The sequence below is a fragment of the Citrobacter sp. CFNIH10 genome (genome assembly GCF_002934585.1).
GTDB classification, from domain to species: domain Bacteria; phylum Pseudomonadota; class Gammaproteobacteria; order Enterobacterales; family Enterobacteriaceae; genus Citrobacter_A; species Citrobacter_A amalonaticus.
The window spans coordinates 2,816,627-2,843,585 of record NZ_CP026216.1; the positions used below are offsets into that span (position 1 = coordinate 2,816,627).

The 26,959-nt window shown below is 55.0% G+C and carries 24 protein-coding genes; 7 read left to right on the top strand and 17 right to left on the bottom strand.

The genetic code is table 11. From position 1 onward, the window contains the following. Nucleotides 1-84 precede the first annotated feature (84 nt). Nucleotides 85-1,491, top strand: a complete 1,407-nt coding sequence (gene chiP, locus C2U53_RS16930; RefSeq protein ID WP_043001399.1) for a chitoporin — start codon at nt 85-87, stop codon at nt 1,489-1,491. Between the two features lie 49 nt (nt 1,492-1,540). After that, nucleotides 1,541-1,873 (top strand): ChiQ/YbfN family lipoprotein, encoded by a 333-nt coding sequence (gene chiQ / locus C2U53_RS16935; RefSeq protein ID WP_104446146.1) that lies wholly within the window; start codon nt 1,541-1,543, stop codon nt 1,871-1,873. A gap of 52 nt (nt 1,874-1,925) precedes the next feature. Here the strand turns inward: chiQ and tcuC are convergent, their stop codons facing one another. The 8 genes from tcuC to ybfF all read right to left on the bottom strand — a co-directional run bounded on the left by tcuC (nt 1,926) and on the right by ybfF (nt 9,564). Then, on the bottom strand, nt 1,926-3,221 hold the full coding sequence (gene tcuC / locus C2U53_RS16940) for a tricarballylate/proton symporter TcuC (protein WP_104446147.1): 1,296 nt from the start codon (nt 3,219-3,221) through the stop codon (nt 1,926-1,928). A 54-nt stretch (nt 3,222-3,275) separates the two neighbouring features. Beyond that, nucleotides 3,276-4,415: a tricarballylate utilization 4Fe-4S protein TcuB gene (gene tcuB, locus C2U53_RS16945; RefSeq protein WP_044256576.1), complete on the bottom strand. Its 1,140-nt coding sequence runs from the start codon at nt 4,413-4,415 to the stop codon at nt 3,276-3,278. Beyond that, nucleotides 4,402-5,805 (bottom strand): FAD-dependent tricarballylate dehydrogenase TcuA, encoded by a 1,404-nt coding sequence (gene tcuA, locus C2U53_RS16950; RefSeq protein ID WP_104010328.1) that lies wholly within the window; start codon nt 5,803-5,805, stop codon nt 4,402-4,404. Before tcuA ends, tcuB begins: the two co-directional genes overlap by 14 nt. A 97-nt stretch (nt 5,806-5,902) precedes the next feature. After that, nucleotides 5,903-6,829 carry a tricarballylate utilization LysR family transcriptional regulator TcuR gene (tcuR, locus tag C2U53_RS16955; RefSeq protein ID WP_054176140.1) on the bottom strand — a complete coding sequence of 309 codons (927 nt, stop codon included), beginning with the start codon at nt 6,827-6,829 and terminating at the stop codon, nt 5,903-5,905. A gap of 132 nt (nt 6,830-6,961) precedes the next feature. After that, nucleotides 6,962-7,408, bottom strand: a complete 447-nt coding sequence (gene fur, locus C2U53_RS16960) for a ferric iron uptake transcriptional regulator (RefSeq protein WP_043001394.1) — start codon at nt 7,406-7,408, stop codon at nt 6,962-6,964. Nucleotides 7,409-7,688: 280 nt separating this feature from the next. Then, nucleotides 7,689-8,219 (bottom strand): flavodoxin FldA, encoded by a 531-nt coding sequence (gene fldA, locus C2U53_RS16965; RefSeq protein WP_043001393.1) that lies wholly within the window; start codon nt 8,217-8,219, stop codon nt 7,689-7,691. Nucleotides 8,220-8,368: 149 nt separating this feature from the next. Further along, nucleotides 8,369-8,662 carry a LexA regulated protein gene (ybfE, locus tag C2U53_RS16970; RefSeq protein ID WP_043001392.1) on the bottom strand — a complete coding sequence of 98 codons (294 nt, stop codon included), beginning with the start codon at nt 8,660-8,662 and terminating at the stop codon, nt 8,369-8,371. 128 nt (nt 8,663-8,790) lie between these two features. Then, a complete protein-coding gene (gene ybfF, locus C2U53_RS16975) occupies nt 8,791-9,564 on the bottom strand; it encodes an esterase (RefSeq protein WP_043001990.1) in 774 nt (257 codons plus the stop codon). Nucleotides 9,565-9,754: 190 nt separating this feature from the next. Here ybfF and seqA point away from each other — a divergent pair, with 190 nt between their 5' ends. Further along, nucleotides 9,755-10,300 (top strand): replication initiation negative regulator SeqA, encoded by a 546-nt coding sequence (gene seqA, locus C2U53_RS16980; RefSeq protein ID WP_043001391.1) that lies wholly within the window; start codon nt 9,755-9,757, stop codon nt 10,298-10,300. Nucleotides 10,301-10,323: 23 nt separating this feature from the next. Next, the gene (pgm, locus tag C2U53_RS16985; protein ID WP_044266360.1) at nt 10,324-11,964 is read left to right on the top strand and encodes a phosphoglucomutase (alpha-D-glucose-1,6-bisphosphate-dependent); all 1,641 of its coding nucleotides are present in this window, start codon (nt 10,324-10,326) and stop codon (nt 11,962-11,964) included. A 57-nt stretch (nt 11,965-12,021) separates the two neighbouring features. Here pgm and potE read toward each other — a convergent pair whose 3' ends face one another. From potE to kdpF, 9 genes are all read right to left on the bottom strand, one after another. Next, nucleotides 12,022-13,341: a putrescine-ornithine antiporter gene (potE, locus tag C2U53_RS16990; protein WP_044256569.1), complete on the bottom strand. Its 1,320-nt coding sequence runs from the start codon at nt 13,339-13,341 to the stop codon at nt 12,022-12,024. After that, a complete protein-coding gene (gene speF, locus C2U53_RS16995; RefSeq protein WP_046401512.1) occupies nt 13,338-15,536 on the bottom strand; it encodes an ornithine decarboxylase SpeF in 2,199 nt (732 codons plus the stop codon). The genes potE and speF overlap by 4 nt, the downstream gene beginning before the upstream one ends. Before the next feature lie 257 nt (nt 15,537-15,793). Further along, a complete protein-coding gene (speFL, locus tag C2U53_RS29940) occupies nt 15,794-15,898 on the bottom strand; it encodes a leader peptide SpeFL (RefSeq protein WP_114149115.1) in 105 nt (34 codons plus the stop codon). 278 nt (nt 15,899-16,176) lie between these two features. Further along, nucleotides 16,177-16,854, bottom strand: a complete 678-nt coding sequence (gene kdpE, locus C2U53_RS17005) for a two-component system response regulator KdpE (protein WP_043001388.1) — start codon at nt 16,852-16,854, stop codon at nt 16,177-16,179. Next, nucleotides 16,851-19,538: a two-component system sensor histidine kinase KdpD gene (gene kdpD / locus C2U53_RS17010; protein WP_104446148.1), complete on the bottom strand. Its 2,688-nt coding sequence runs from the start codon at nt 19,536-19,538 to the stop codon at nt 16,851-16,853. The genes kdpE and kdpD overlap by 4 nt, the downstream gene beginning before the upstream one ends. Further along, nucleotides 19,528-20,103 carry a potassium-transporting ATPase subunit KdpC gene (gene kdpC, locus C2U53_RS17015; RefSeq protein WP_043001386.1) on the bottom strand — a complete coding sequence of 192 codons (576 nt, stop codon included), beginning with the start codon at nt 20,101-20,103 and terminating at the stop codon, nt 19,528-19,530. The genes kdpD and kdpC overlap by 11 nt, the downstream gene beginning before the upstream one ends. An 8-nt stretch (nt 20,104-20,111) precedes the next feature. Then, nucleotides 20,112-22,160, bottom strand: a complete 2,049-nt coding sequence (kdpB, locus tag C2U53_RS17020; RefSeq protein ID WP_044327929.1) for a potassium-transporting ATPase subunit KdpB — start codon at nt 22,158-22,160, stop codon at nt 20,112-20,114. 19 nt (nt 22,161-22,179) lie between these two features. After that, nucleotides 22,180-23,859 carry a potassium-transporting ATPase subunit KdpA gene (kdpA, locus tag C2U53_RS17025; RefSeq protein WP_104446149.1) on the bottom strand — a complete coding sequence of 560 codons (1,680 nt, stop codon included), beginning with the start codon at nt 23,857-23,859 and terminating at the stop codon, nt 22,180-22,182. Next, nucleotides 23,859-23,948, bottom strand: coding sequence for a K(+)-transporting ATPase subunit F (gene kdpF / locus C2U53_RS17030; RefSeq protein WP_042285393.1), 90 nt, complete (start codon nt 23,946-23,948; stop codon nt 23,859-23,861). Before kdpF ends, kdpA begins: the two co-directional genes overlap by 1 nt. A gap of 308 nt (nt 23,949-24,256) precedes the next feature. On the opposite strand from kdpF, the gene C2U53_RS17035 reads away from it, so the two are divergent. The 3 genes from C2U53_RS17035 to phrB all read left to right on the top strand — a co-directional run bounded on the left by C2U53_RS17035 (nt 24,257) and on the right by phrB (nt 26,951). Next, nucleotides 24,257-24,463, top strand: coding sequence for a YbfA family protein (locus tag C2U53_RS17035; protein ID WP_043001383.1), 207 nt, complete (start codon nt 24,257-24,259; stop codon nt 24,461-24,463). Between the two features lie 94 nt (nt 24,464-24,557). Next, nucleotides 24,558-25,511, top strand: a complete 954-nt coding sequence (locus tag C2U53_RS17040) for a 2-thiouracil desulfurase family protein (RefSeq protein ID WP_043001382.1) — start codon at nt 24,558-24,560, stop codon at nt 25,509-25,511. Between the two features lie 21 nt (nt 25,512-25,532). Further along, complete coding sequence (gene phrB, locus C2U53_RS17045) at nt 25,533-26,951, top strand: deoxyribodipyrimidine photo-lyase (RefSeq protein ID WP_043001381.1); 1,419 nt, start codon at nt 25,533-25,535, stop codon at nt 26,949-26,951. The last annotated feature ends 8 nt before the right edge of the window (nt 26,952-26,959 follow it).

Here is a 26,959-nt window from a genome sequence, read left to right on the forward strand (position 1 = left end):
TTTTTCAGTGCTACTTTTACTTTTTTATTTTTTCGCTGTTTTGCCTTTGGCAACAGCAATTTATACGTCAAAGAGGATTAACATATGCGTACGTTTAGTGGCAAACGTAGTGCGCTGGCGTTGGCTATCGCCGGTATCACAGCACTGTCAGGTCTGGTCGTTGTTCCGCAGGCACAGGCCGAAGGCTTTATCGATGATTCAACCCTGACGGGCGGCATTTATTACTGGCAGCGTGAACGCGATCGTAAAGATGTCACCGACGGAGATAAGTACAAAACCAACCTTTCTCACGCGACCTGGAACGCCAACCTGGATTTCCAGTCCGGCTATGCAGCAGATATGTTCGGTCTCGATGTGGCGGCGTTTACGGCAATTGAAATGGCAGAAAACGGCGACAGCGGCCATCCAAACGAAATCGCGTTCTCGAAAAAGAACAAAGGCTACGATGAAGACTACTCCGGTGATAAGAGCGGAATCAGTCTGTACAAGGCCGCCGCGAAATTCAAATACGGCCCAGCCTGGGCGCGTGCCGGTTATATTCAGCCTACTGGTCAGACGCTGTTAGCACCGCACTGGAGCTTTATGCCAGGTACCTATCAGGGTGCTGAAGCGGGCGCAAACTTTGACTACGGCGATGCAGGCGCACTGAGTTTCTCCTACATGTGGGCCAACGAATATAAAGCGCCATGGCACACTGAGGTTGATAAATTCTACCAGGGCGATAAAAAGACCAAAGTCGATTATCTCCATTCGGTCGGCGCAAAGTATGATTTCAAAAATGACCTGGTGCTGGAAGCCGCCTTTGGTCAGTCCGAAGGCTATGTCGATCAGTACTTCGCCAAAGCCAGCTACAAGTTTGATTTAGGTGGCAATCCGTTCTCCACTAGCTACCAGTTCTACGGTGCGCGTGACAAAGTTGATGACCGCAGCGCCAGCGATATCTATGACGGAACCGCCTGGCTGCAAGCGTTGACCTTCGGCTATAAAGTGGCGGAAGTGGTTGACCTGCGTCTGGAAGGGACCTGGGTTAAGGCCGAAGGGCAGCAAGGGTTCTTCCTGCAACGTATGACGCCGACCTATGCGTCATCCAACGGTCGTCTGGATATCTGGTGGGATAACCGTTCAGACTTCAACGCCAACGGCGAAAAAGCGGTCTTCTTTGGCGCGATGTATGACCTGAAGAACTGGAACCTGCCAGGCTGGGCCGTCGGGGCTTCTTATGTGTATGCCTGGGACGCGAAACCGTCTACCTGGCAGAGCAACCCGGATGCGTACTACGACAAAAACCGTACCATTGAAGAATCGTCATACAGCCTGGATGCGGTCTACACCCTGCAGGACGGTCGTGCGAAAGGCACCATGTTTAAACTGCACTTCACCGAATATGACAACCACTCCAACATCCCGAGCTGGGGCGGCGGTTACGGCAACATCTTCCAGGATGAGCGCGACGTGAAGTTCATTGTGATTGCACCGTTCACCATCTTCTAATGCCAACAGCGGCAGGCCTTGTGCCTGCCGCCTCGTTGAGGACCATGCTATGAAAAAACTGATACTCATCGCCGTAATGGCCCCGGGACTGGTGGCCTGCGCACCGTCAACGGCGCCGAAAGAAGATAGTCGGTTGAAAGAGGCGTATAGCGCCTGTATCAACACGGCACAGGGATCGCCCGAGAAAATCGAAGCCTGCCAGAGCGTGCTGGATGTGCTGAAAAAAGAAAAACAACATCAACAGTTTGCAAATCAGGAAAGTGTTCGTGTGCTGGATTACCAGCAGTGTATTCAGGCGACACGTACCGGTAACGATCAGGCTGTCAAAGCCGATTGCGATAAGATCTGGCAGGAAATTCGCAGTAACAATACGGCGAAGTAAACGTCAGAGACAACATAAAGCGGGCGGAGATATCTCTCCGCCCGCTTGCGTTTCAGAGCTTATTCTCTGCTGTCTGATAGCCACGGCTGAGACGAACAAACAGCATTGCCGTTGCGGCGAGTCCGCACAGCGCCGCGCACATGAGCCACCACCCCGGAGAACTCTTATCGCCGGTCAACTGGACCAATGCGGTGGAGATAGCAGGCGTCAGGCCGCCGAAAATCGCTGTCGCAAGACTAAAGGCCAGCGAAAAACCCACGGTTCGGACATAAACCGGCATCACTTCGGTCAGGGCCGCCACCATCGCGCCGTTATACATGCCAAAAAAGAACGAGAACCAGAGCAGCACCAGCGTCATGCGGGTGAAGTCAGGGGCAGCGGTAAGCCAGTTCATCACCGGCCAGGTGGTGACGAGGGCGAGCAAGGTGATGCCCATCAGCACCGGGCGTCGCCCGATCCGATCAGAGATAGCGCCGCCAATCGGCAGCCAGATGAAGTTAGAAATCCCTACCAGCATGGTGACTACCAGGCTGTCACGCGCGCTCAGGTTCAACACCGTTCTCCCGTAAGTGGGGGTATAGACAGTAATAAAATAAAAGGTCGTGGTCGTCATCGCCACCAGCAGGGTACCCGCGGTGATGATGCGCCAGTTTTTAGCAATGGTGGTAAAAATTTCCCGGGTGTCCGGACGGTGTTTACGTTGTAAAAAGGCTTCAGTTTCCTGTAGCGAACGTCGAAGAACAAAAATCAGCGGAATAATCATGCAGCCAATGAAGAACGGGATTCGCCAACCCCATTCGGAGATTTCATCGTGTCCCAGCGTGACATTCAGACCGTAGCCGATCAGCGCGGCGACGACAATCGCCACCTGCTGGCTGGCCGATTGCCAACTGGTGTAAAAGCCTTTATTGCCTGGCGTGGCGATCTCAGAAAGATAAACAGAGACGCCGCCCAGTTCGACGCCAGCAGAAAATCCCTGTAGCAGACGCCCCACCAGGACCAGCACAGGAGCCAGCAGGCCGATAGTCTGATAACCCGGCACGAGGGCGATGAGCAGCGTGCCGCAGCCCATAATCGTCAGGGTGACCATCAGCCCTTTCCGTCGGCCGATCCTGTCGATATATGCGCCCAACACCACGGCCCCGATAGGGCGCATTAAAAATCCGGAGCCAAAAACGGCAAAAGTAAGCATTAATGCGGCAAACTCACTTTCGGCAGGAAAAAACGTCTTTGCGATATAAGTGGCGTAAAAACCAAACAGGAAAAAATCGAACTGTTCGAGAAAATTACCGCTGGTCACACGCAGTATTGCGCCGAACGTGCCAGCGCGCGATGGTTGTTGAGTCATTGAAGTTGCTCCACTGTCTTATCATAATTATGTATAGAGGTAAGAGTTTGCGGGTTAGTCGCCTGCGACCCCCGCCTGTTTTCCACGTCGCTTCTCAATCGCCCATTTGAGTAAAGACGCGCAGCGGTAAAATCCGTGGGCAAATTTTCCGTATGGAATGGTCAAAAAAAGCGCCATGACCACGCCAAGATGGATGGCAAGCAGGATCCCCATCCATGAGGTGTCTCTTCCCGCCAGCAAACCTATACCGGTCAGGCTGGTCAGGAGCAGCAGTAAAATAAAACCGCGATCCATCGGTTTCTGTCGCGCGTCGCCATGCAGTGGCGAGCGCTTAAGGTTTAACCACAGCAGGCCTGCCGGGCCGACAATTAAACCGATTCCTCCGAGCGTGCCAAGCATGACCGGCACGCTGAAGAACGGGTAGGGGGCTTCCCAACCGGCGAAGTAGTGGTAACCCGTCGCCACCACGGTCGCGGCGAAACAGAGCATAAAGCCGTAGAAGGTGAAATGGTGGAAACGACGACGCATCAATGTGAAAGCATCGTCCGCCTCGTTGCAGCCTTTGCCATGTCCGCCGTCGAGGTATTTCAGCGTCAGCGCGTTGTGCGACGCTTCGGCAATTTCCGCCGGACGCGGCCCGACGGGAGAGATCTCGCGCCAGAAGCGGATCACCCCTGCCATTAGTAAACCGATCGCCAGCATGAAAACCGATCCAAACATCCATGCCAGCAGGTTGTGCGGGAAGATTTGGTAGAAATCACCGGCCAGCGGCGGATGGAGTAGCGATCCCTTCAGCCCCATCGCGAGGAGTAAAAAGAGGATCAGACTAAAGACCAGTGCCAGCGTCACGGTAACGCCAGCCTGGCGATACAGCGCTCCGAAGGCCGCCGGTTGTGCGTAGTGTTGATACGTTTCCAGACGCACTTCCGCCATTGCTTTCGGCACGTTGATCGCAAACTCATGGGGCGGCGCATACTGGCAGGCGTGCAGACAGGCGCCGCAGTTATGGCACAGGTTTGCCAGATAGTTAATGTCCGCTTTGCCAAATTCCAGCCGTTGCGTCATCGCCGGGAACACGGCGCAAAACCCTTCGCAATAGCGACAGGCATTACACACCTGCATCACCCGCTCGACTTCAGCTTCTGGCTCGGTGAGAATTTTGGCCTCGATGATCAGTTTTTCAAGCTGCTTCATGATGCGCCTCCTTACGTGCTGCCTGCGCGGCTTCTTTACCTGCGATGCGACCAAACGTGGTGCCGATGGACATGCCGACACCGGCGGTATAGCCCTTGCCCAGTACGTTGCCAGCCATCATCTCACCGGCAACGAACAGGTTACGGCTGGGGGTGCCTGCGAAGTGAACCGCAGCGTGTTCATTCACTTTCAGTCCCAGGTAGGTAAAGGTGATCCCCGGTCGCAGGGCATAACCGTAGTAGGGGGGCGTATCAATAGGCCGCGCCCAGTGCGTTTTCGGTGGCGTCAGGCCCTGCGTCGCGCAGTTGTCCAGCTTCGTGTGATCAAACTGACCCGGCTGACAGGCCTGATTGTAGTGCTCCACGGTATGGGTAAAGCGTTCGGGATCCAGCCCCAACTGGCGGGCCAGTTCACTCAGCGTATTGGCCTGTGCGCCGGGGAAAACCGGCGGCATAAAGTGACCGATCGCTTTGCTGTCGATAATGGAGTAGCCAATCTGCCCCGGCTGGTGGGCAACCAGACGCCCCCAGATGGCATAGCGTTTCGGCCAGAAATCTTCGCCTTCATCGTAAAAGCGCTCCGCGTCCCGGTTGACTACCACACCCAGTGAGACGCAATCCACGCGGGTACAAATGCCGCCGTCGTACAACGGGGCCCGGGCATCAATTGCCACACAGTGGGACTGAGACGGATCGCCGATAATGTCAGCACCGGCATCGATCATAAATTTGAGCAAGACGCCCTGATTAAAGCGGGTGCCGCGAATGAGGAAGTTATCGGCTGGCCATTCGCCACGAGCGTTCTCTCCCCAGGCGTCGCGCAGCCATTCGCGGTTGGATTCAAATCCACCGGCGGCGAGTACGCAGGCTTTCGCCTCAATGCGCTCGTGGCCTGCCAGGGCTGCGATGAATTCGCCGTTGTGCAATTCAAGTGCCTGTACCGGCGTGTTGTAGCGAATCTGTACCCCCAGCTTTTCTGCGCTGCGGTAATAGGCGTTCACGAGGGCTTTACCGCCGCCCATGAAGAAGGCATTGGTACGCGCCACGTGCAGCGCGCCAGAGAGCGGAGGCTGAAAATTAACGCCGTGCTGACGCATCCAGTCGCGACACTGGGAAGAGGTCCGGATCACCAGTCGCGCCAACGCTTCATTGGTATTGCCTTCGGTGACACGCCAGAGATCCTGCCAGAACTCCTCTTCGGGATAACTCTCGACCAGCACATCCTGTGGCGCATCGTGCATACAGCGTAAATTGCGCGTGTGTTGGGAATTCCCGCCGCGCCATTCCCGGGGCGCAGCCTCTAACAGCAGCACGGAAGCTCCTGCCTCACGGGCGGTTAAGGCGGCACATAACGCGGCATTACCACCGCCAATCACCAGTACATCAACCATCGTCTACTCCATTACCATTTAACTATTTGTTAAATTTGTAATTGAAATGTATACGTGCTGATTGTATGGGCGCTATGACGAATAGCTAAAGAGGGGTTTAGGGAGCGTAAAGGGTTGCGCCCGGCCAATGACCGGTTTCAACGAGTTCACGCATGACTTTTGTGAGTATTACGCGGGCTGCAAGACCGGCAGGGGTGAGTTCATCGTCCGACAGACTGACCAGAAAATTGGGGCGGCTGAGGACAGGATTATGGACGCCGATCACTCTTAGCGCTTCCCTCTCAAGATGCGAAATGGCTGCACCGGGTTGCAGCGTGGCGCCGAGTCCGCTGCCAACGGCGCGCATCAGTAACGTCAGGCCGTCAATTTCCGTGGCAATATCGACCTTCAGTCCGTGTTCCTGACAGATGGCTTCCAGTCTGCCACGCAGGCCGTGTCCCTGGCTTGGCATGATCAGGGGAATATTCGCCAGTTGAGCAGGCGTTATGGTGTCATCCGGAATATCCGCCAGCAGCTCGTGTGTGCCAATCAGAAACAGGCGCTCCTCAAGAACCGGTCTGGCGCTCCAGCGCAGGATCTTCTCTTTTTGAAACACGACCGCCAGATCAATCTGGCGCGTGTTGATCATCCGTTCCAGATTACCCGACAGGCTTTCCACCACATGCAGGCGAACGTCGGCGTAATATTCCCGCATGGCATGAATAAACGGTATTCCCAGGATGGAGGCGGTGCTGGGGGCCATGCCGACGCTGACGTGTCCCGAAAGACGCGCCTCGCGAGCGGCCAGGATCGCATCATCGGCGTGGCGTAGCGCCAGTTGTGCCTGCGAGTAAAAGGCCAGACCGGCGTTAGTGGGCGTGACGCCGCGCGAGGTTCGCTGCAACAGGCGGATCGCGAGTTCGTTTTCCAGCCGCGTCATCTGCTGGCTCAGGGCGGACACGCCGATGTCGAGATCGAGCGCCGCGCTGCCCATACTGCCGGTTTCTACAATACGGACAAAGTAACGTAGCTGGCGAAGTTCCATTTCGATTCTCCGGACGAAGCAGGGTGATATATTTTACATTAAAGCAACATGCAGGCAGAAGAAAGCGCTGAGTAGGGAATGGCAGGCATAAAAAAAGCCAACCGGCAGGTTGGCTTTTCAGAATAATGCAGATTATTTCGCGTCATGCGCGTGTTCGTTTTCGCGGCAATCGCCTTCAGCGCAGTGGCCATAGAGGTAGAGGCTATGGTTCGTCAGACGAATGCCATGCTTCGACGCGATCTCACGCTGGCGCGCTTCAATAGACTCATCGCTAAATTCGATCACTTTGCCGCAATCAAGGCAAATCAGGTGATCGTGATGATGCTGCTGGGTCAGCTCGAAAACGGATTTGCCGCCTTCAAAATTGTGGCGGGTTACGATACCGGCGTCATCAAACTGGTTCAGCACGCGATACACGGTCGCCAGACCAATTTCTTCACCCATGTCGATCAGTCGTTTGTATAAATCTTCCGCACTGACGTGATGGTTATCCGGTCCCTGAAGAACTTCCAGAATCTTTAAACGTGGAAGCGTTACTTTCAGGCCAGCCTTCTTTAATGCGGTATTGTTGTCAGTCATGCGGAATCTGTCCTGTTGCTAAACGATTCACTTCATACAAGAAGTGACAGAAATTGCACTCGGGATAATGCGTTTCATTATAGGACTGCCGTGTCTAAATGAAAACTGCAAGCCTCTGGCAAATGTTAATAAATAGTCGGTATTGCCTGGAAATGAGAGCGCCACCTAAAAACTCCCGCACATTGTACAGGGATGGGCAAGAAAGTTACAAATTTGTAGCAATTATTTTGATTGGTTCTGTCTATTGATGCGGCGCAAACCTTGTCTGCGCCGCCGTACATCAGGCGTTGATGATCTCATCAAGGTGCAATTCTTCAGAGATCTGCTTCACCCATTTTTCCACGCGCTCGGCGGTCAGTTCCGGCTGACGGTCTTCGTCAATCGCCAGACCGACAAAATGGTCATCATCCGCCAGACCTTTGGAGGCTTCAAAATGATAGCCAGCGGTCGGCCAGTGACCCACGATGGTTGCACCGCGCGGCTCAATGATATCGCGGATTGTGCCTAACGCGTCGCAGAAGTATTCTGCATAATCTTCCTGATCGCCACAGCCGAACAGTGCGACCAGTTTGCCGTTAAAATCGATGTCTTCGAGGGTAGGGAAGAAGTCGTCCCAGTCACACTGCGCTTCACCGTAGTACCAGGTTGGGATGCCAAGCAGCAGAATGTCATAACTTTCGAGATCTTCCTTGCTGCTTTTTGCAATGTCATGCACATCGGCAACGTCTTTACCAAGCTGTTTTTGAATCATTTTTGCGATATTTTCGGTATTCCCGGTGTCGCTGCCGAAAAAGATGCCAGTGATTGCCATGAGTAAAGTAACCTCTTGAAACTTATTGAAATGGTGGTGGCGAATTGCCCACAGATAAGGGCAATCATAGCAGAACAGTCAGGTATGCGGAAATAGCAAACGCATACGAGTGCACTCCATGCTACACGAAAGTGGGAGAGAGGATAATTTCAGGCGAGATCCTGGCCGCGTAGCGTTGCCAGTTGGGCCATCAATATCTCTTCGATCAGTTCACTGCGGCTCATCTCTCGGGATTCCGCCAGCTCATTCAACGCGTCAACAGCTTCTGCGTTGAGTTTGAGTTCGACACGCTTAAGACCGCGAACTTTGTCGCGTTTGAGTTGATTACGCTTATTAATGCGCAGCTGTTCATCGCGTGAAAGCGGATTGGTTTTCGGTCGTCCCGGGCGACGCTCGTGCGCGAACAGATCTAGTGTCGTACGGTCCGTTTGTTCTTTGGCCATGATATTGGTGACTTCGGGGAAACAATCAGCCAGGCCTCTGCCCGGATGGATAGCGCGCCATCATACATCAGCGAATGAGGCGCGCCAACGTTCACACGCGTAATCGCGCACGGACGCTGAGTTTTTAATCAGTTAGCTGTTTCATTAAGATAACGACGGATGGCGCGCAACACCGCCTCCGGTTTTTCGGCATGCACCCAGTGACCGGCCCCGGCAATCACATGCGCACGTGCTTGCGGAAACTGTGCCAGTAAATCGTCGCGATACGCCTCGGTGACGTATGGGGAGTTGCCGCCGGGGATAAACAGCGCCGGATGATTCCAGGCGGGTATTGTCTCCCAGCCGACGATATGCGGATATTGTTCCCACAGTACCGGCACGTTGAAGCGCCACTCGCCGTCAACATACGATTTCAGCAAAAATTGAATCACGCCTTCTTCATTAAGATGTTCGCGCATGACCGCTGCCGCCTGCTGGCGAGTTTTTGCCGCTGATGCCGTCACCGCGTTGATAGCCGCGAAAATTTCGTCGTGGCGGCGGACATGGTAATCCACCGGGGCGATATCGATAGCCACTAAGCGATCGATGCGTTCCGGTGCCAGCGCGCTGAGCGCCATCACCGCTTTACCCCCCATAGAGTGGCCAATGAAGGTGGCTTTTTCGATGTGTTGCGCATCCAGCGTATCCAGTAGATCCTGCGCCATCGCCGGGTAGTTCATCACCGGGTCGCGAGGAGAGAGACCGTGGTTACGCATATCGACCTGGATGATGTCATGGTCGTTCACCAGGTCACGAGCAAGCACGCCCAGATTGTCCAGACTGCCAAATAAACCGTGAACCAGTACGATGGGAGAATTATTGTGCAGGTTTTGTGCGGATTGCGCTCGGATATTCAATTTCATGGCAAAGTTCTTTTTTTCGCTCTGTCGGGTTAGGGTATTATGTTGACCATTCTGCCACTGGGCTGCAACCACTTCGGTTTTCTCCGAGTTTTTTGTTCAGCCGGGTTTGACGCTATTCGCTGTTGGGATTTGCTCCTATACTCCCAACGATTTGTATTTCAGATCAGATAAGACACCGCACTGGATTAAGATGAAAACGATTGAAGTTGATGATGAACTCTACAGCTATATTGCCAGCCACACGAAGCATATCGGCGAGAGCGCATCCGAGATTTTACGGCGTATGTTGAAGTTTTCCGCCGCATCACAGCCCGTCACGCCAGTGACAAAAGAGGTTCGCGCTGCGCAACCGGTTGTTGCTGAGGCGAAACCCGTCAATCTTGTCAAAGATAAAGTGCGCGCTATGCGTGAACTGCTTCTGTCCGATGAATATGCGGAACAGAAGAAGGCCGTTAACCGCTTTATGCTGGTGCTGACTACACTCTATACACTGGATCAGCACGCGTTTGCTGAGGCAACCGAATCGTTGCATGGCCGTACGCGTGTCTACTTCGCGGCTGATGAACAGACGCTACTGAAAAACGGTAACCAAACCAAACCAAAACACGTGCCCGGCACGCCGTATTGGGTGATCACCAACACCAACACCGGCCGTAAATGCAGCATGATTGAGCACATCATGCAGTCAATGCAATTCCCGGCGGAATTGATTGAAAAGGTTTGCGGAACAATTTAATCCATGCAGAAAAGGACCAGGCAATGGCAATCCACGACCGTGCAGGTAAACCTGCGCAACAGAGTGATTTGATTAACGTCGCGCAACTGACGTCACAATACTATGTACTGAAGCCCGCAAAAGGAAATGCGGAACACGCGGTGAAGTTCGGCACCTCCGGACACCGTGGCAGTGCAGGCCGTCATAGCTTCAACGAACCCCACATTCTGGCGATTGCGCAGGCTATCGCGGAAGAACGTGCAAAAAATGGTATTACGGGTCCATGCTACGTGGGGAAAGATACCCATGCACTGTCTGAACCGGCGTTTATCTCCGTGCTGGAAGTGCTTGCCGCGAACGGTGTTGATGTGATTGTTCAGGAGAACAACGGTTTTACCCCAACACCCGCTGTGTCAAATGCCATTCTGGTTCACAACAAAAAAGGCGGTCCACTGGCTGACGGTATTGTGATTACCCCGTCCCACAACCCGCCAGAAGATGGTGGCATTAAATACAACCCGCCTAATGGTGGCCCGGCAGATACCAACGTCACGAAAGTGGTGGAAGATCGGGCGAATGCGCTGCTGGCTGACGATCTGAAAGGCGTGAAGCGCATTTCTCTGGATGCAGCGCTGGCGTCCGGTCATGTCAAAGAGCAGGACCTGGTACAGCCGTTTGTTGAGGGGCTGGCAGATATCGTCGATATGGCGGCGATTCAGAAAGCCGGCCTGACGCTGGGTGTGGATCCGCTGGGCGGCTCCGGTATTGAATACTGGAAGCGTATCGCAGAGCATTACAAACTGAATCTGACCATCGTAAACGATCAGGTTGATCAGACTTTCCGCTTTATGCATCTCGATAAAGATGGCGCAATCCGTATGGACTGTTCGTCTGAATGTGCCATGGCCGGTTTGTTGGCGCTGCGTGATAAGTTCGACCTGGCGTTCGCCAACGATCCGGATTATGACCGTCACGGTATCGTCACTCCGGCGGGGCTGATGAATCCAAACCACTACCTGGCGGTGGCTATCAACTACCTGTTCCAGCATCGTCCGCAGTGGGGCAAAGACGTGGCTGTCGGTAAGACGCTGGTTTCGTCGGCAATGATTGACCGCGTGGTTAACGATCTGGGGCGTAAACTGGTTGAAGTTCCGGTGGGCTTTAAATGGTTTGTTGATGGTCTGTTTGACGGCAGCTTCGGCTTTGGCGGCGAAGAGAGCGCGGGGGCATCCTTCCTGCGTTTCGACGGTACGCCGTGGTCTACTGATAAAGACGGGATCATCATGTGTCTGCTGGCAGCAGAAATTACTGCCGTCACCGGGAAGAACCCGCAGGAGCACTACAACGAGCTTGCCGCCCGTTTTGGTGCGCCGAGCTACAACCGTCTGCAAGCTGGCGCAACATCGGCACAGAAAGCGGCGCTGTCGAAACTGTCTCCGGAGATGGTCAGCGCCAGTACGCTGGCTGGAGACCCGATCACAGCACGTCTGACGGCGGCACCCGGTAACGGTGCGTCGATTGGCGGTCTGAAAGTCATGACTGACAATGGTTGGTTCGCGGCACGCCCGTCGGGTACGGAAGATGCGTACAAGATCTATTGCGAGAGCTTCCTTGGCGAAGAACATCGCAAGCAGATCGAGAAAGAAGCGGTCGAAATCGTCAGCGAAGTGCTGAAAAACGCCTGAGTTGTACCACTGAATTAAAAAAGGAGCCGAAAGGCTCCTTTTTTTGTTTGGCTAGCCTTAACCGTGTTTATTCTTCAGTTCAAAGCGTGGTGATACCAGGCCGTACAGCGTCCAGCCGAGGAAGGTCACGATGGAACCATACAACATCGCTTCTTCACCTGACGAGTAGAGCGCATAGAAGCTGTACATCGCACCGATGAAGGCGACAAAGTTTGCCATCTTCGCCTTTGACGGCGGAACGTTCGCCACTCTCTGGATGATCACCAGTGCGGCCATCGACAGAATATACGGAATGATATTCGTCACCACGGCCAGGTTGACCAGCACGTTAAACTGGCTGTTCAGCGATGGGCTGATGGTCATCAGCGATAAGCCACTCTGGATGATAACAATCGTCAGCATACCCTGAACCGGCGCATCGACTTTGGTCACGCGAGAAAAGATTTTCGGGAAATAGCCTTCATCGGCAGAGGATTTAAAGACCTGCGCAATGGTGAATTGCCAGCCCAGCAATGAACCACAGCAGGACATGATCATCAGCGCCATGATCACTTTACCCACTTCCGGTGTGAACATCTGCGCGAACGCCAGACCAAACGGTGCGGTGGAGTTAGCCAGATCCATGTTAGGCACAATCCCGGCAATCACGTTGGTAGAGACGATGTAGATCACCGCCGCGCCCAGCGTCCCGCCCAGTACGGCAATCGGTACGTTCTTCTCCGGGTTTTCCACCACTTCCGCGTTCGCACAGGCGGATTCCAGACCAAGGAACGCCCACAGCGTCATGGCGATAGAGGAACCGACGGCGGTAAAGAACGGTACATGATGCGGGTTCCACGAGTTGGCATACAGCGTCGGGCTAAACCAGAACCAGCCGATAATGCACAGACCGACCACCGGAATGATCACCCCCCAGACGGTAATGCTACTGATCTGTCCGGTAATGCGCGCACCGCCAAAGTTCGCGACCGTACAGATCCACAGTACGCCGATGGTGGCGAGACCGATTTGCACCGGGGAGAGGGTGGCGCCGAAAAGTTCGGTACCGTAACCCACGGCGGAGATGGCAATGGCGACGTTGGCAATCAACAGCGATACCCCATAGGTGTAGTTCGCCATAAAGTTACCGGATTTACCAAACGCATATTCTGCGTAGCCCCCCATCCCGCCGGCTTTACGGCTGAACATTCCGCACTTGGCGAACGCCCAGGCCAGCGCCATGGACCCGACGGCTGTCACCAGCCAGGAGATAATCGAAATGGTGCCGACTTCAGCCAGTTTGGTCGGCAGCATGATGATCCCGGAGCCCATCATATTGACCATGGTCAGGATGGTGAGCTGCATCACGCCCATTTTATTGGATTTGGCTTTACTCATAATGCTTCTCCTTTCAACAGGTCGCTTTGTGCTTCACGCGGTTTAATCACGTAGCACCACACCTGTTTGCGACCATCGCACTCGTTGATGTACACACCCTGAAGTTCCGGCGCGAAACCGGGCAGCAGGTTGATCCCTTCTTCCAGTGCGCTGAAGTAACGCAGTACCGCACCGCCCCAGACTTCCCCAGGAACCACGCACAGCACACCCGGCGGGTAAGGGAGCGCGCCTTCAGCGGCAATACGGCCTTCGGCCTCAGGCAGCGGCACCAGATCCACCTCACCACGCAGATAGGCGTAGTTGGCATCTTGTGGGTTCATGCTGACGCGCGGGAAATGGGACTTGCGGAACATCTCTTTTTGCAGTTGTTTCACGTTGTGACGCGCATACAGGTCGTGCATCTCCTGACACAACTGGCGCAGGGTGTAACCGGCATAACGCGCTTCGTGCTGTTTGTAGATAGACGGCAGAACGTCCGCCAGCGGTGCGTCAGATTCCAGCAGGCGCTCGAAGCGCACCAGCAGGGCGACGAGTTGTTGCAGTTTCGCCATGTCTTCCGCCGGGGTCAGCAGGAACAGGATCGAGTTGAGGTCGCATTTTTCCGGGACCACGCCGTTTTCACGCAGGAAGTTGGCAAGAATAGTCGCCGGGACGCCGAAGGTGTCGTACTCGCCATTGCGTGCGTTGATACCAGGAGTGGTCAACAACAGTTTGCAAGGGTCAACAAAGTATTGATGCTCGGCGTAACCTTCAAACGCATGCCAGTGTTCGCCAGGGACGAAGTGGAAAAAGCGCAGATCGTTGGCGATTTCCGCAGTCGGATAAGACTGCCACGGTTTGCCATCAACCAGTTCCGGAACAAAGGGACGGATATGATGGCAGTTATCAAGGATCAGCTTACGGGCGTCGATACCGTTGGCGACACAGTCCATCCACATGTTGCGGCCACTGACGCCTTCGTGCATTTTGGCGTTAATATCCAGTGCGGCAAACAGTGGATAGAACGGGCTGGTGGAGGCGTGCATCATGAACGCGTTATTCATGCGTTTATGCGGCACATAGCGCGGCTGACCTTTGATATGGCTGTCTTTTTTGTGAATTTGCGAGGTCTGGGAGAAGCCCGCTTGCTGTTTGTGAACGGACTGCGTTACCAGAATACCCGGATCGTTTTCGTTCAGTTCCAGCAGCAGCGGAGAACAATCCGCCATCATCGGGATAAACTGCTCATAGCCCACCCAGGCGGAATCGAACAGAATGTAATCGCAAAGGTGACCAATTTTATCCACCACCTGACGGGCGTTATAAATCGTGCCGTCGTAGGTGCCCAACTGGATAACAGCAAGACGGAATGGACGTGCGTCACGAGCCCGTTGCGGCGCCACTTCGCTGACCAGTTCGCGCAGGTAGCTTTCTTCAAAACAGTGGGCATCGATCCCGCCGATAAAGCCGTACGGGTTACGTGCGGTTTCCAGATAGACCGGCGTTGCGCCCGCCTGCAATAACGCGCCGTGGTGGTTTGACTTGTGGTTGTTACGGTCGAAGAGCACCAGATCGCCCGGAGTCAGCAGTGCGTTCAGCACCACTTTGTTAGACGAAGAGGTTCCGTTTAACACAAAGTAGGTTTTATCGGCATTAAAAACCTTCGCGGCATGTTGCTGAGCGATGCACGGTGCGCCTTCATGGATCAGCAAATCGCCCATTGCTACGTCAGCATTGCACAGGTCGGAGCGGAAAAGCGTTTCGCCGAAATATTCCACGAACTGGTTACCTGCCGGGTGACGGCGGAAAAACTCGCCGCCCTGATGTCCTGGGCAGTCGAAGGCGCTGTTTCCCTGGTTTACATAATCAACCAGCGCGCGGAAGAACGGTGGTCGTAATTGTGTTTCGTAATGACTGGCTGCCGTTTCTAACTGACGACCGTAGAAAGCGGTACGGGCTTCATTGCATTCGAATACGCCCGAAATGCGCGGCAGATGTTCTGCCGGAACGCGCTCTTCCTCTTCGGTTGCGATAAATACCGGAATACCGTATCCGGTCGCGTCAATTTCATCGAGCTTCCCACGTTCAATATCATTGACAGACAACACGACGGCAGCGACATCAATAAAATTACTTTCATCAACATTCACAATCGTGCGTTGTGTAGAAAAACAGTCAGGGCAAGAACGACTCACGGCAATTTTTAATTCAGACATTTTCATCTCTTTATTTTCAGATAATAGCAGGTCCTCAATTTCCCGAATGAGAAACTGATAACGCCGGAATAAAAGCAAAGTGTGTCCCCTGATAAATAAATCAGTAAATTGCTTTTTTTCAGGATGCAAAAAACCTTACCTGTCCGGTCACAGGCAAATCAAGGCTTAAGCAGAGTGAGCACTGAGGAATACAGGCGTGAGCCTGCGATACAGCGAGTCAGGAAGACCTGTATGCTGGAGTGCCCATAGTCGAAAGACTAACGGGCATTAAAGAAATGAAAGTCAAAACTATTACGGTGGGCAAACATCATAATATGTGTTGTCCGCCTGATATGTGGCATAGTACGGCTATTGTTTTCCATTTTGATTACCTTTTCTTTATCAGTAGAAGGTGAAGGTATTTTATCCAGGAAAACGGCCTGATCCGTGAAGGAGATCAATAAAAAACGATCATTCGCAAAATATTTAGTCGTTTTTTATGCATGGCTGGCGATAAGATATCGTTTTGTTTATTATTTGTTATAATTCTGTATTTTTTAATTTTGTGGAAAATCTTAAATACCCGAAATAATATAATTTCGGCTAAGTAAGAATAATAAAAATTAATTTTAAGATTTATTTAAAAATAATGAATAACCATTCATGGCATAAAACGATAGCCAATACCGGTTTCGGTAATAAAGTGGCGGGGGCGCGCGGGATCACGCTCCAGTTTTTGTCGCAGGTGACCCATATAAATACGCAAATAATGGCTGTGCTCGACGGCGTTCGGTCCCCAGACCTGGTTCAACAACTGGCGCTGGGTCAGCACTTTCCCGGCGTTGTTGAGCAACACGGCCAGCAGGCGAAACTCAATCGGTGTTAAATGGATTTCTGTTTCTCCGCGATGAATCAGATGCGCGGCGAGATCGACGACCACATCGGAAAAGCGTACCACTGGCTCAGGAGAGGGCGTTGCAGAATGACGGCGCAGGGCGACGCGCAGACGTGCCTGTAACTCGCCAATGCCAAACGGTTTGCTCAGGTAGTCGTCGGCACCGGCGTCGAGCGCGGCAATTTTATCGCTCTCTTCGCTACGTGCAGAGAGCACGATCACCGGGACGGCGCTCCACTGTCGCAGGTCGCGAATGAAATCGATGCCGTCACCATCCGGCAGGCCGAGATCGAGAATAATGAGATCGGGCTTGCGCGTTGCCGCTTCCAGCAAACCACGCTGAAGCGTCTCGGCGTCGTACACGCGCAACCCATCGGCTTCCAGCGCGGTACGCAGAAAGCGGCGAATGGCCTGCTCATCTTCAACAATCAGAACGTTTGTCACATATCCTCATGAAAATCTTCAAGTTCTGGTGGAGCGTCTTGCCTCAGTGTAACACGGAAACAGGCACCGCCCTGAGGGCGATTATAGACGGCAATTGACCCGCCATGCACTTCCACTATCGCCCGACAAATGGCCAGCCCCAGCCCGACGCCCGGCACCGCTGACTCTTTGTTCCCCCGTGAGAATTTATCGAACACGCGCTGCTCCTGTCCTTGTGGAATGCCTGGCCCATTATCCCAGACGTCGAGTTGCAGATGTTCGTCTTCAACGTGCGCGTCGATGCCGATCTCCGCCTGCGGTCCGGCATATTTAATGGCATTCTCCAGCAGATTAATCAGTACCCGTTCGAACAGGGGGCCATCGACGTGAATGAGAGTCAGCGGCGCGGGCAGGGAAAGGTTTACCGGATGAACCAGGCCTGGCTCCAGCATTTTCAGCGCGCTGCCCACTACTTCTTCCAGCGTCAGCCACTCTTTTTTGAGGTTGAAACCACCAGACTGAATCCGCGCCATATCCAACAGGTTATTCACCAGACGGGTGGTATTCAGTACATGCTGGCGAATTTCGCTGGCCTGTCTGGCATGAGGCGAGCCTTCGCTGGCGAGGTCGAGCGTGAGGATTTCCGCCTGACCAAACAGCACGGTCAGCGGGGTGCGCAGGTCGTGAGAAAGTGCCGCGAGCAGAGCGTTGCGCAGGCTTTCCCGTTCGCTGGCCAGCCGCGCCTGCTCTTCGCTGGCCGTTAAGGTCAGACGTTCCAGCGCATTCGCCACCAGCAAAGTGAAGGTTTCCAACAGTCGCTGCTGCTCGGGGATCATTAACTGACGCAGATTGCCGGGTTCGACAACCACCAGGCCGTGGGTTTTGTCGGCGCTGCGTAACGGCAGGATCTGGTACGGCACGCCTGGCAGGGTATCGGTGCCAGCGCCTGCCGGTAACCCTTTATCAAAGCTCCAGCGGGCAATAGCATCATCCCAGGGGGTCATTCCCTGCTGGTGGGTGAGGGCGGCCAGTTTGCCCTCTTCATTCGGCAATAAAATCTGGCTGCGGGCATGAAAGGTGGAGGCAATAAATTGTTCGCTGGTACTGGCGATGTCTTGCGCACTGCGCCCCATCGCCAACGCTTTCGACATCTCATAAAGATGACGAGTTCGCTGTTCCCGGTAGCGCGCAACGCGAGCCTGATAGCGCACGCCCGCCGTCAGGTTACCCACGACCAGTCCAACCGTCAGCATGACGCCGAAGGTGAGGAGATACTGCACGTCCGAGACGGCGAGCGTGCCGCGCGGCGCAATGAAGAACAGATCAAAGCTGACCACGCCAATAAAGGTGGAAAACGCCGATGGCCAGCGACCATAGAAGAGAGCGATGACCACCACACCGAGCAGATAGAGCATCACCAGGTTTGCGGCATCAAAGGCGGCCAGCCACTGGCTGGCGATAAACGTTGTCAGAGCGCAGAGTGCAACGGCAACCAGACAGCCCTGAATTTGCACCCGCCACTTGTCTTTAAAGGCGCGGGTATCGGGCAGGGACGACAGCGTCCGCACCGGTGGCTCATCGAGGGCGACCACCATCAAATCCAGCTCAGGGGCGCGTTTCGCCAGCCGATCGGCAAACGACTCCCGGTGCCACCAGCGTCGCGTTGACGTCCGCCCCAGCACTATTTTTCCCAGATTATGCTCGCGAGCGTAGCGGACCACCGCTTTATCCTCGCTGGGATCGGATAGCGTGGCGGTCTCCGCGCCCAGCTCTTGCGCCAGTCGCAGGGCGTGCAGAATATTGCGCCGCTGCTTTTCCGGCAAGCGATGCAGCGCGGGGGTTTCGACGTAGACGGCGTGCCAGATGCTGCCCAGTCGCGACGCCAGTCGTGCGGCAGTACGCACCAGTTTTTCACTGCCGGTGTTGTGACCAATGCAGAGCAGTATGGCGTCGCGGGTATGCCAGACCTTCTCTTCACCCGGACGACCGCGCCAGGCGCGCATCTGATCGTCCACCCGATCGGCGGTGCGGCGCAGCGCCAGTTCGCGTAGCGCGATTAAATTACCCTTACGGAAAAAGTGTTCAATAGCACGCTCGGCCTGTCCCGCAATATAGACTTTGCCCTCTTTCAGGCGCTGGCGCAGATCGTCAGGTGGTAAATCGACCAGCACCACCTCGTCGGCAGCGTCAAAAAACGGATCCGGCACGGTTTCGCGCACCTGAATCCCCGTCACGCCGCTGACCACATCGTTCAGGCTTTCGAGATGCTGCACGTTGACGGTGGTAAAGACATCAATACCGGCGTCGAGCAGTTCTTCAATGTCCTGCCAGCGCTTGGGATGGCGTGAACCCGGCGCATTACTGTGCGCCAGTTCATCCATTAAGATCAGCGCCGGACGGCGTGCGAGCGCGGCATCGAGATCGAATTCACTGATATGACGTCCGTGGCGCGCCTGGCGTTTCAACGGCAGAATGCTGAGACCCTCCAGCAGGGCGGCGGTCTCTTTGCGTCCATGGGTCTCCACCACGCCAATCAGGATGTCGAGTCCCTGTGCGCGCAGGCGCTGGGCTTCAGCCAGCATCGACCAGGTTTTCCCGACGCCCGCACAGGCGCCGAAGAAGATTTTTAGTTTTCCCCGATGGGGGGCGACCGCCTGCTCAAGCAGGCGATCGGGATCGGGGCGTACTGGTTCACTATTCGCCATTCATGCTGTCCAGCGCTAAATTGAGTTCGACAATATTTACGACCGGTTGACCGATAAAGCTCACCAGTGGTTTCTGCGTGTATTCTGCAACCCGTTGCGTCACCTGTTCAATGGTCAGATGACGAGCCTGCGCCACGCGGGGGATTTGCCACGCCACCGCGGCGGGCGTCAGGTTGTTGTCCAGACCGCTCGCGGAGGCAGTAACCAGTTCCACCGGTACGTTACGACTGGCCTGCGGGTTGGCGGCGCGCAGGGTGGCGACCCGGTTTTGCAGTTGTTTATCCAGTTCCGGGTTACTGGCGGCGAGATTACTGCCGCCGGATGCCATGGGATTATAGGGCATTTCAGCGGTGGCCGAAGGCCGTCCCTGGAAATAGCCTTCAGAGGTAAAGTTCTGCCCGATCAGCGCAGAACCCCGCACCCCATGCTCATCCCGAATCAGTGAACCGTTGGCCTGATACGGGAACCACCATTGCCCCAGCGCGGTGGTCAGCAGCGGATACGCACCGCCCGTCAGCAGCAGCAGGAAAATCAGTGTTGAAAACAACGGACGTAAAGCACTCATCAGACACCTCACACCAGACCCAGCAGGGTCAGCAGCAAATCAATTACTTTGATGCCAATAAACGGCACCACCAGCCCCCCCAGACCGTAAATCCACAGGTTACGGCGCAGCATGGCGGAGGCGGAAAGCGGTTTGTAGCTCACGCCTTTCAGCGCCAGCGGGATCAGAAAGACAATAATCAAGGCGTTAAAGATCACCGCACTCAGAATGGCCGAGTCCGGCGAATGCAGACGCATGATGTTCAGCGCATTCAGTTGCGGATAGGTCGCGGCGAACGCGGCCGGAATGATCGCAAAATACTTCGCCACGTCGTTGGCGATACTGAACGTGGTCAGTGAACCACGCGTCATCAGCATCTGTTTGCCGATGTGCACCACTTCGATAAGCTTGGTGGGGTTAGAGTCGAGATCGACCATGTTGCCCGCTTCTTTTGCCGCCTGCGTACCGGAGTTCATTGCTACCGCGACATCGGCCTGGGCCAGCGCCGGGGCGTCGTTGGTACCATCACCGGTCATCGCCACTAAGCGGCCTTCCGCCTGATACTGGCGGATGAGCGCCAGCTTGGCTTCCGGTGTCGCTTCAGCAAGAAAGTCATCCACACCCGCCTCGGCGGCGATGGCAGCGGCGGTCAGGCGATTATCGCCAGTGATCATCACCGTTTTAATGCCCATTTTACGCAACTGGGCAAAACGCTCTTTTATCCCGCCTTTGACGATATCTTTCAGCGCGATCACGCCTAGCACCCGGGAACCTTCCACCACCACGAGCGGCGTGGCGCCCAGACGGGCGACGCTGTCCACTTTCTGCTCGACATCCGCCGGGAACTGGCCACCGCTGGCTTCTATGTGGCGACGGATGGCGTCGACGGAACCTTTACGAATCATCCGGTTGTCGATGTTAATACCGCTCATACGACTCTGGGCGGTAAAGGGGACGAAGGTGGCATGCAGCGACTGCACGTCACGTTCGCGCAGATTAAAGCGCTGCTTGGCGAGGATCACAATACTGCGACCTTCCGGCGTCTCATCGGCTAACGACGAAAGCTGTGCGGCGTCGGCCAGCGTTTTTTCGTCGACACCCTGCGCAGGCAGGAAGTCCGAGGCCTGACGGTTACCGAGAGTAATGGTGCCGGTTTTGTCCAGCAGCAGTACGTCCACGTCGCCTGCGGCTTCCACCGCGCGTCCACTGGTGGCGATGACGTTCGCACCGAGCATACGGCTCATCCCGGCGACGCCAATCGCGGAGAGTAACCCGCCGATTGTCGTTGGGATCAGACAAACCAACAGGGCGACCAGCACCGTGACGCTGACCGCGTGACCGCCCCAGGCAGAAAACGGCCACAGCGTGGCGGTTGCCAGCAAAAAGACAATCGTCAGGGCTACCAGCAGAATGGTCAGGGCGATCTCGTTGGGCGTTTTACGACGCTGGGCGCCTTCGACCATGGCGATCATCCGGTCAAGGAAAGTTTCGCCGGGGTTCACGCTACACTCGATCACCAGCCAGTCGGAGAGAATGCGCGTCCCGCCAGTCACCGAGGCGAAATCGCCGCCGGATTCGCGGATGACCGGCGCAGACTCGCCGGTAATCGCACTTTCATCCACGGAGGCGCCGCCTTCAATGACTTCGCCGTCACAGGGAATGATATCACCTGCTTCCACCAGCACGATGTCGCCTTTGCGTAGCTCATCGGCCGGAACGTGATCCATTTTCGCGCCGTACTTCGGCTCGCGCAGTTTGCGGGCAAAGGCCGTCTTTTTCACTCCTTTGAGGCTGTTGGCCTGTGCTTTACTGCGCCCTTCGGCGAGCGCTTCCGCAAAGTTGGCAAACAGTACAGTGACCCACAGCCACAGACTGATCGCCCCGGTAAACAGCGCGCTGCCGGCCATCTGTCCTGTCGCCATCGCAACGGTAATCACGGTGGTCAGCAGGCTACCCATCCAGACAATGAACATCACCGGGTTGCGCCACTGGGTATGTGGGCTTAATTTTTTCACTGCGTCCATCAGCGCCTGAGCGACCAGAGACGGTTCGAACAGCGCCAGTTGTTTGCGACTCATAACATTTGCTCCGCATCGCTTAGCGTAAGGAAAGGTGTTCAGCGACTGGGCCAAGCGCCAGTGCAGGAATAAAGGTTAGGGCGCCGACTAACAGCACCGTGCCGATCAGTAAACCGACAAACAGCGCGCCGTGGGTCGCCAGGGTGCCGGGACTGGCCGGTTGGCTCTTTTTCACCACCAGCGATCCGGCAATCGCCATCACCGGGATGATGACCCCGAAGCGACCGACGAACATGCAAAACGCCAGCAGGCAGTTCCAGAACGGGGTGTTTGCGCTCAGACCAGCAAAGGCGCTGCCGTTGTTGTTGGCGGCGGAAGAGACGGCGTACAGGACTTCGCTAAAGCCGTGTGGGCCAGGGTTGAGCATGGCGCTGCGTCCCGCATCGGTCATCATGGCAAGCGCGGTGCCGAGTAAAACCAGCGCAGGGGTGACCAGAATCGCCAGTGCGGTCATTTTCATCTCGCGAACGTCGATCTTTTTGCCCAGGTATTCTGGCGTGCGGCCAATCATCAGTCCGGCGATAAACACTGCCAGCAGCACGAACAACAGCATGCCGTAAAGGCCCGAACCAACGCCGCCGAACACCACTTCGCCAATCTGCATCAGCCACATTGGCACCATGCCGCCCAGCGCGGTAAACGAGTCGTGCATGGCGATCACCGCGCCGCATGAGGCTGCCGTCGTCACCACCGCAAACAGACTGCTCACCAGCACGCCAAAGCGGCTCTCTTTGCCTTCCATATTAAGAGTGGAATCCGCGCCAAATTGCAGCAGATGGGGGTTGCCCTGGACCTCCGCCCACATCACCACGGCGACGCAGACGATGAAGATGAGCGACATGGTCCACAGCAACATCCGCCCCTGGCGACGATCGCCTGCCGCGTCGCCAAACGCGAAACAGAGCGCGGCTGGAATTAAAAAGATGGCCAGCATTTGCACCATGTTGGTCAGCGCGGTGGGGTTTTCGAACGGGTGTGCCGAGTTGGCGTTAAAGAAGCCGCCGCCGTTGGTCCCCAGCATCTTGATGGCTTCCTGCGAGGCCACCGGCCCCATCGGCAGCAGTTGCTGCACACCTTCCAGAGTAGTGAAAGTCTGATAGGGCAGCAGATTTTGCAGGCTGCCTTGCTGAATAAAGAACAGCGCAATCACCAGCGCGATGGGGCATAAAATCCACAAGGTAATACGCACCAGGTCGACCCACGCATTGCCCAGCGTATTCATGCTCTGGCGGGTAAAGGCGCGGATCAGCGCGAACACCACCGCAATGCCGGTCGCGGCGGACAGGAAGTTTTGTACCGTCAGCCCGGCCATCTGGCTGAAATAGCTTAAGGTGGTTTCCCCGCTGTAAGCCTGCCAGTTGGTATTGGTAACAAAACTCACCGCCGTATTAAGCGCCAGATGCCAGGGCAGACCGGGCAACTGCTGTGGATTCAGCGGCAGAAGGTGTTGCCACAACAACAGCAGGAACAGGAGCGTCAACCCCAGCACATTCAACGCGAGGATCGCCAGCAGGTACTGCTTCCAGTTCATCTCGTCTGTCGAAATGCCCAGACCGCGCCAGATCAGGCGTTCAACCCTCGCGGTACCAGGCAGCGAATGGTTGCCGATCAGCCGTGCCAGGCCCGCGCCTAACGGCCTGGCGAGCACGAACAGAATCAGCAGAAAACTGGCGATGAGTAAAAATCCTTGCGCAGCCATCAGAACGCCTCCGCATTGATCAATGCATATACCAGGTAACCTAATAATAAGAAAATCAGCACGATGCCGATTATCACGCCTGCACTCACAGTGCACCTCCCGTGGCATAAATGTGATAAACAAAGCGTAAATATCTGCCTGCAAAGATTTCGCAAAAATCGACGTCGGGGGTGTAAAAAAAGTATAAAAATGGCAAAGACCATTATTTAACTAATGATTAGTATTAATTTAACTTTTTTGTAACTTAATTACGCGATAAAGATAAATAAAGCGTAAATAGCTAAAAATAAGTGGTCGGATGAGTAGTAAAATTACACGCAAAGCGGTACTATTTTCAGCAGATAACCAATTTGACTTTACCGGTGATGATTACCGGCCAGATAAAGGGGAGAGAATCATGGAGTTGTACAAAGAATATCCAGCACATGTTGTATTGTTACGCCGTACTTTCGCCGTCGTGGCTGGGGTGCTGGCACTACCGGTCATGCTGTTCTGGAAAGACCGCGCCCGTTTTTATAGCTATTTACACCGCGTGTGGTCAAAAACCAGCGATAAACCGGTGTGGATGGATCAGGCTGAAAAAGCCACCTGCGATTTCTACTAAGCGCATCGCGTTCAGAAAAACCGCCAACAGCAATGTGGCGGTTTTTTTATGTCTCTGTGTCTACACTTATTTCAGAAATGGAAAAGGAGACATCATGAGCGAGAAAATCCCTGTTGGCATTAGCGCTTGTTTGTTAGGGGAGGCGGTTCGCTTTGATGGTGGACACAAACGCCTGCCCTTTGCAGTCGAAGAACTTTCACCGTGGGTGCACTTTGAACCCGTCTGTCCGGAAATGGCGATCGGCCTGCCGGTGCCGCGTCCTGCATTGCGCTTAGTCAAAATGGAAGAGGCAATTGCACTGCGTTTCAGTGACCGGCGCGAGGGCGATTTAACCCAGGCGATGACCGCGTTCAGTGAAGAACGTGTCAGTCGTTTCGAACACCTTTGTGGCTATATTGTCTGTGCGAAATCCCCAAGTTGCGGCATGGAACGCGTTCGTGTTTATGACGCCGATGGGAAAAACAATCGCAAAGCCGGTCGCGGTATCTTTACCTCAGTCCTGATGGCGTCTTACCCGTGGCTCCCTGTTGAAGAGGACGGGCGATTGCACGATCCACAATTACGGGAAAATTTTGTCGCGCGGATTTATGCCCTGCATGAATTGCATGGATTGCGGCAACAAGGACTCACGCGTGGCGCGCTGATTGACTATCACAGCCGCTATAAACTGTTGCTGCTGGCCCATTCACAGCCGGAATACCGCGAGCTGGGGCGCTTTGTCGCTGCGCTTTACGAGTGGGAAAGCCTTGATGACTTTTTCATTGAATATCGTCTGCGCCTGATGAAACTGATGTCCCATCCTGCCACCCGGCGTAACCATACCAATGTCCTGATGCACGTTCAGGGCTATTTTCGCAAACAGCTCAATGCCCGTCAGCGGCAGGAGTTGGCTTCCCTTATTGACGGTTACCGACGCGCTACGCAGCCACTGCTTGCGCCTGTGACGCTGCTCAAACACTATATGGCAGAATATCCGGATGCGTATCTCTCCGGGCAACGCTATTTTGATCCCTGGCCGGAAGCCCTGCGGCTGCGCTACGGGAGTTGATTTTTTTCATTCGGGAGTGTTATGTCCACCCATCTGGTCTGGTTTCGTCGCGATCTCCGTCTGCATGACAATCTTGCCCTCGCCGCCGCCTGCCGCCACCGCGCCGCGCACGTTGTGGCGTTATTTATCTCCACGCCTGAGCAGTGGAAGAATCACGTCATGTCACCGCGTCAGGCCGCCTTTATCCAGGCTCAGCTAAACGCTTTACAACAGGCACTGGCGGAAAAGGGCATTCCGCTGCTGTTTGAGGAAGTCGACGACTTCGCAGGCAGTATTGAAACGGTGAAAGCGGTGTGCGAACAGCATGACGTCAGCCACCTGTTTTATAACTATCAGTATGAAGTGAACGAGCGTGAACGCGATGCGGCGGTAGAAAAGGCGCTGCCGCATGTGGTTTGCGAAGGGTTTGATGACAGCGTGATCCTGCCGCCAGGTGCGGTGACGACGGGAAATCATGAGATGTATAAAGTCTTCACGCCGTTTAAAAACGCCTGGTTAAAACGGCTGAAGGAGGGGATGCCGGAGTGCGTATCCGCACCGGCCCGCCGGGAGAACGGTAGTGTTTCTTCCGCACTGGTGCCAATTAACCTTCACTATCCGCAACAGGAATTCGACCCCGCCCTTTTTCCCGCCGAAGAAAAAGCCGCAATTGCCCGGTTACGCCAGTTTTGCCAGCAGGGGGCAGGAGAGTACGACGAATGTCGCGACTTCCCGGCCATTGAGGGCACCAGTCGTTTATCCGCCAGTCTTGCTACCGGTGGCTTATCGCCGCGCCAGTGTCTGCATCGCCTGCTGGCGGAACAGCCGCAGGCGCTGGACGGCGGCGCGGGCAGTGTCTGGCTGAACGAACTTATCTGGCGTGAGTTTTATCGCCATCTGATGACGTACCATCCCAATCTGTGCAAACACCGCCCCTTTATTCTCTGGACCGATCGCGTGCGCTGGCGGGATCGAGCGGAAGATTTACAGGCCTGGGAGGAGGGGAGAACGGGTTATCCGATTGTTGATGCGGCGATGCGGCAACTGAACGTCACCGGCTGGATGCACAACCGTCTGCGGATGATTGCGGCCAGCTTCCTGGTCAAAGATCTGCTGATTGACTGGCGTAAAGGTGAACGCTATTTCATGTCGCAACTGATTGATGGCGATCTCGCTGCGAATAACGGCGGCTGGCAGTGGGCGGCCTCTACCGGAACCGACGCCGCGCCGTATTTCCGCATTTTTAACCCCACGACACAGGGCGAAAAGTTCGACAGAGACGGGGAGTTTATCCGCCGGTGGATCCCTGAGTTGCGCGATGTACCGGGCAAGGCGATTCACGAGCCGTGGAAATGGGCGATGAAAGAAAGCATCACGCTCGACTACCCGCAGCCGATTGTCGATCACAAACTGGCGCGCCAGCAGACGCTTGCCGCGTATGAGGCCGCGCGAAAGAACTAACGGTGGCT

Excerpts from the sequence above, each read along its gene's own strand:
- chiP (WP_043001399.1), top strand. The coding sequence starts at position 85 with ATGCGTACGTTTAGTGGCAAACGTAGTGCGCTGGCGTTGGCTATCGCC.
- chiQ (WP_104446146.1), top strand. The coding sequence starts at position 1,541 with ATGAAAAAACTGATACTCATCGCCGTAATGGCCCCGGGACTGGTGGCC.
- tcuC (WP_104446147.1), bottom strand. The coding sequence starts at position 3,221 with ATGACTCAACAACCATCGCGCGCTGGCACGTTCGGCGCAATACTGCGT.
- tcuB (WP_044256576.1), bottom strand. The coding sequence starts at position 4,415 with ATGAAGCAGCTTGAAAAACTGATCATCGAGGCCAAAATTCTCACCGAG.
- tcuA (WP_104010328.1), bottom strand. The coding sequence starts at position 5,805 with ATGGTTGATGTACTGGTGATTGGCGGTGGTAATGCCGCGTTATGTGCC.
- tcuR (WP_054176140.1), bottom strand. The coding sequence starts at position 6,829 with ATGGAACTTCGCCAGCTACGTTACTTTGTCCGTATTGTAGAAACCGGC.
- fur (WP_043001394.1), bottom strand. The coding sequence starts at position 7,408 with ATGACTGACAACAATACCGCATTAAAGAAGGCTGGCCTGAAAGTAACG.
- fldA (WP_043001393.1), bottom strand. The coding sequence starts at position 8,219 with ATGGCAATCACTGGCATCTTTTTCGGCAGCGACACCGGGAATACCGAA.
- ybfE (WP_043001392.1), bottom strand. The coding sequence starts at position 8,662 with ATGGCCAAAGAACAAACGGACCGTACGACACTAGATCTGTTCGCGCAC.
- ybfF (WP_043001990.1), bottom strand. The coding sequence starts at position 9,564 with ATGAAATTGAATATCCGAGCGCAATCCGCACAAAACCTGCACAATAAT.
- seqA (WP_043001391.1), top strand. The coding sequence starts at position 9,755 with ATGAAAACGATTGAAGTTGATGATGAACTCTACAGCTATATTGCCAGC.
- pgm (WP_044266360.1), top strand. The coding sequence starts at position 10,324 with ATGGCAATCCACGACCGTGCAGGTAAACCTGCGCAACAGAGTGATTTG.
- potE (WP_044256569.1), bottom strand. The coding sequence starts at position 13,341 with ATGAGTAAAGCCAAATCCAATAAAATGGGCGTGATGCAGCTCACCATC.
- speF (WP_046401512.1), bottom strand. The coding sequence starts at position 15,536 with ATGTCTGAATTAAAAATTGCCGTGAGTCGTTCTTGCCCTGACTGTTTT.
- speFL (WP_114149115.1), bottom strand. The coding sequence starts at position 15,898 with ATGGAAAACAATAGCCGTACTATGCCACATATCAGGCGGACAACACAT.
- kdpD (WP_104446148.1), bottom strand. The coding sequence starts at position 19,538 with ATGGCGAATAGTGAACCAGTACGCCCCGATCCCGATCGCCTGCTTGAG.
- kdpC (WP_043001386.1), bottom strand. The coding sequence starts at position 20,103 with ATGAGTGCTTTACGTCCGTTGTTTTCAACACTGATTTTCCTGCTGCTG.
- kdpB (WP_044327929.1), bottom strand. The coding sequence starts at position 22,160 with ATGAGTCGCAAACAACTGGCGCTGTTCGAACCGTCTCTGGTCGCTCAG.
- kdpA (WP_104446149.1), bottom strand. The coding sequence starts at position 23,859 with ATGGCTGCGCAAGGATTTTTACTCATCGCCAGTTTTCTGCTGATTCTG.
- C2U53_RS17035 (WP_043001383.1), top strand. The coding sequence starts at position 24,257 with ATGGAGTTGTACAAAGAATATCCAGCACATGTTGTATTGTTACGCCGT.
- C2U53_RS17040 (WP_043001382.1), top strand. The coding sequence starts at position 24,558 with ATGAGCGAGAAAATCCCTGTTGGCATTAGCGCTTGTTTGTTAGGGGAG.
- phrB (WP_043001381.1), top strand. The coding sequence starts at position 25,533 with ATGTCCACCCATCTGGTCTGGTTTCGTCGCGATCTCCGTCTGCATGAC.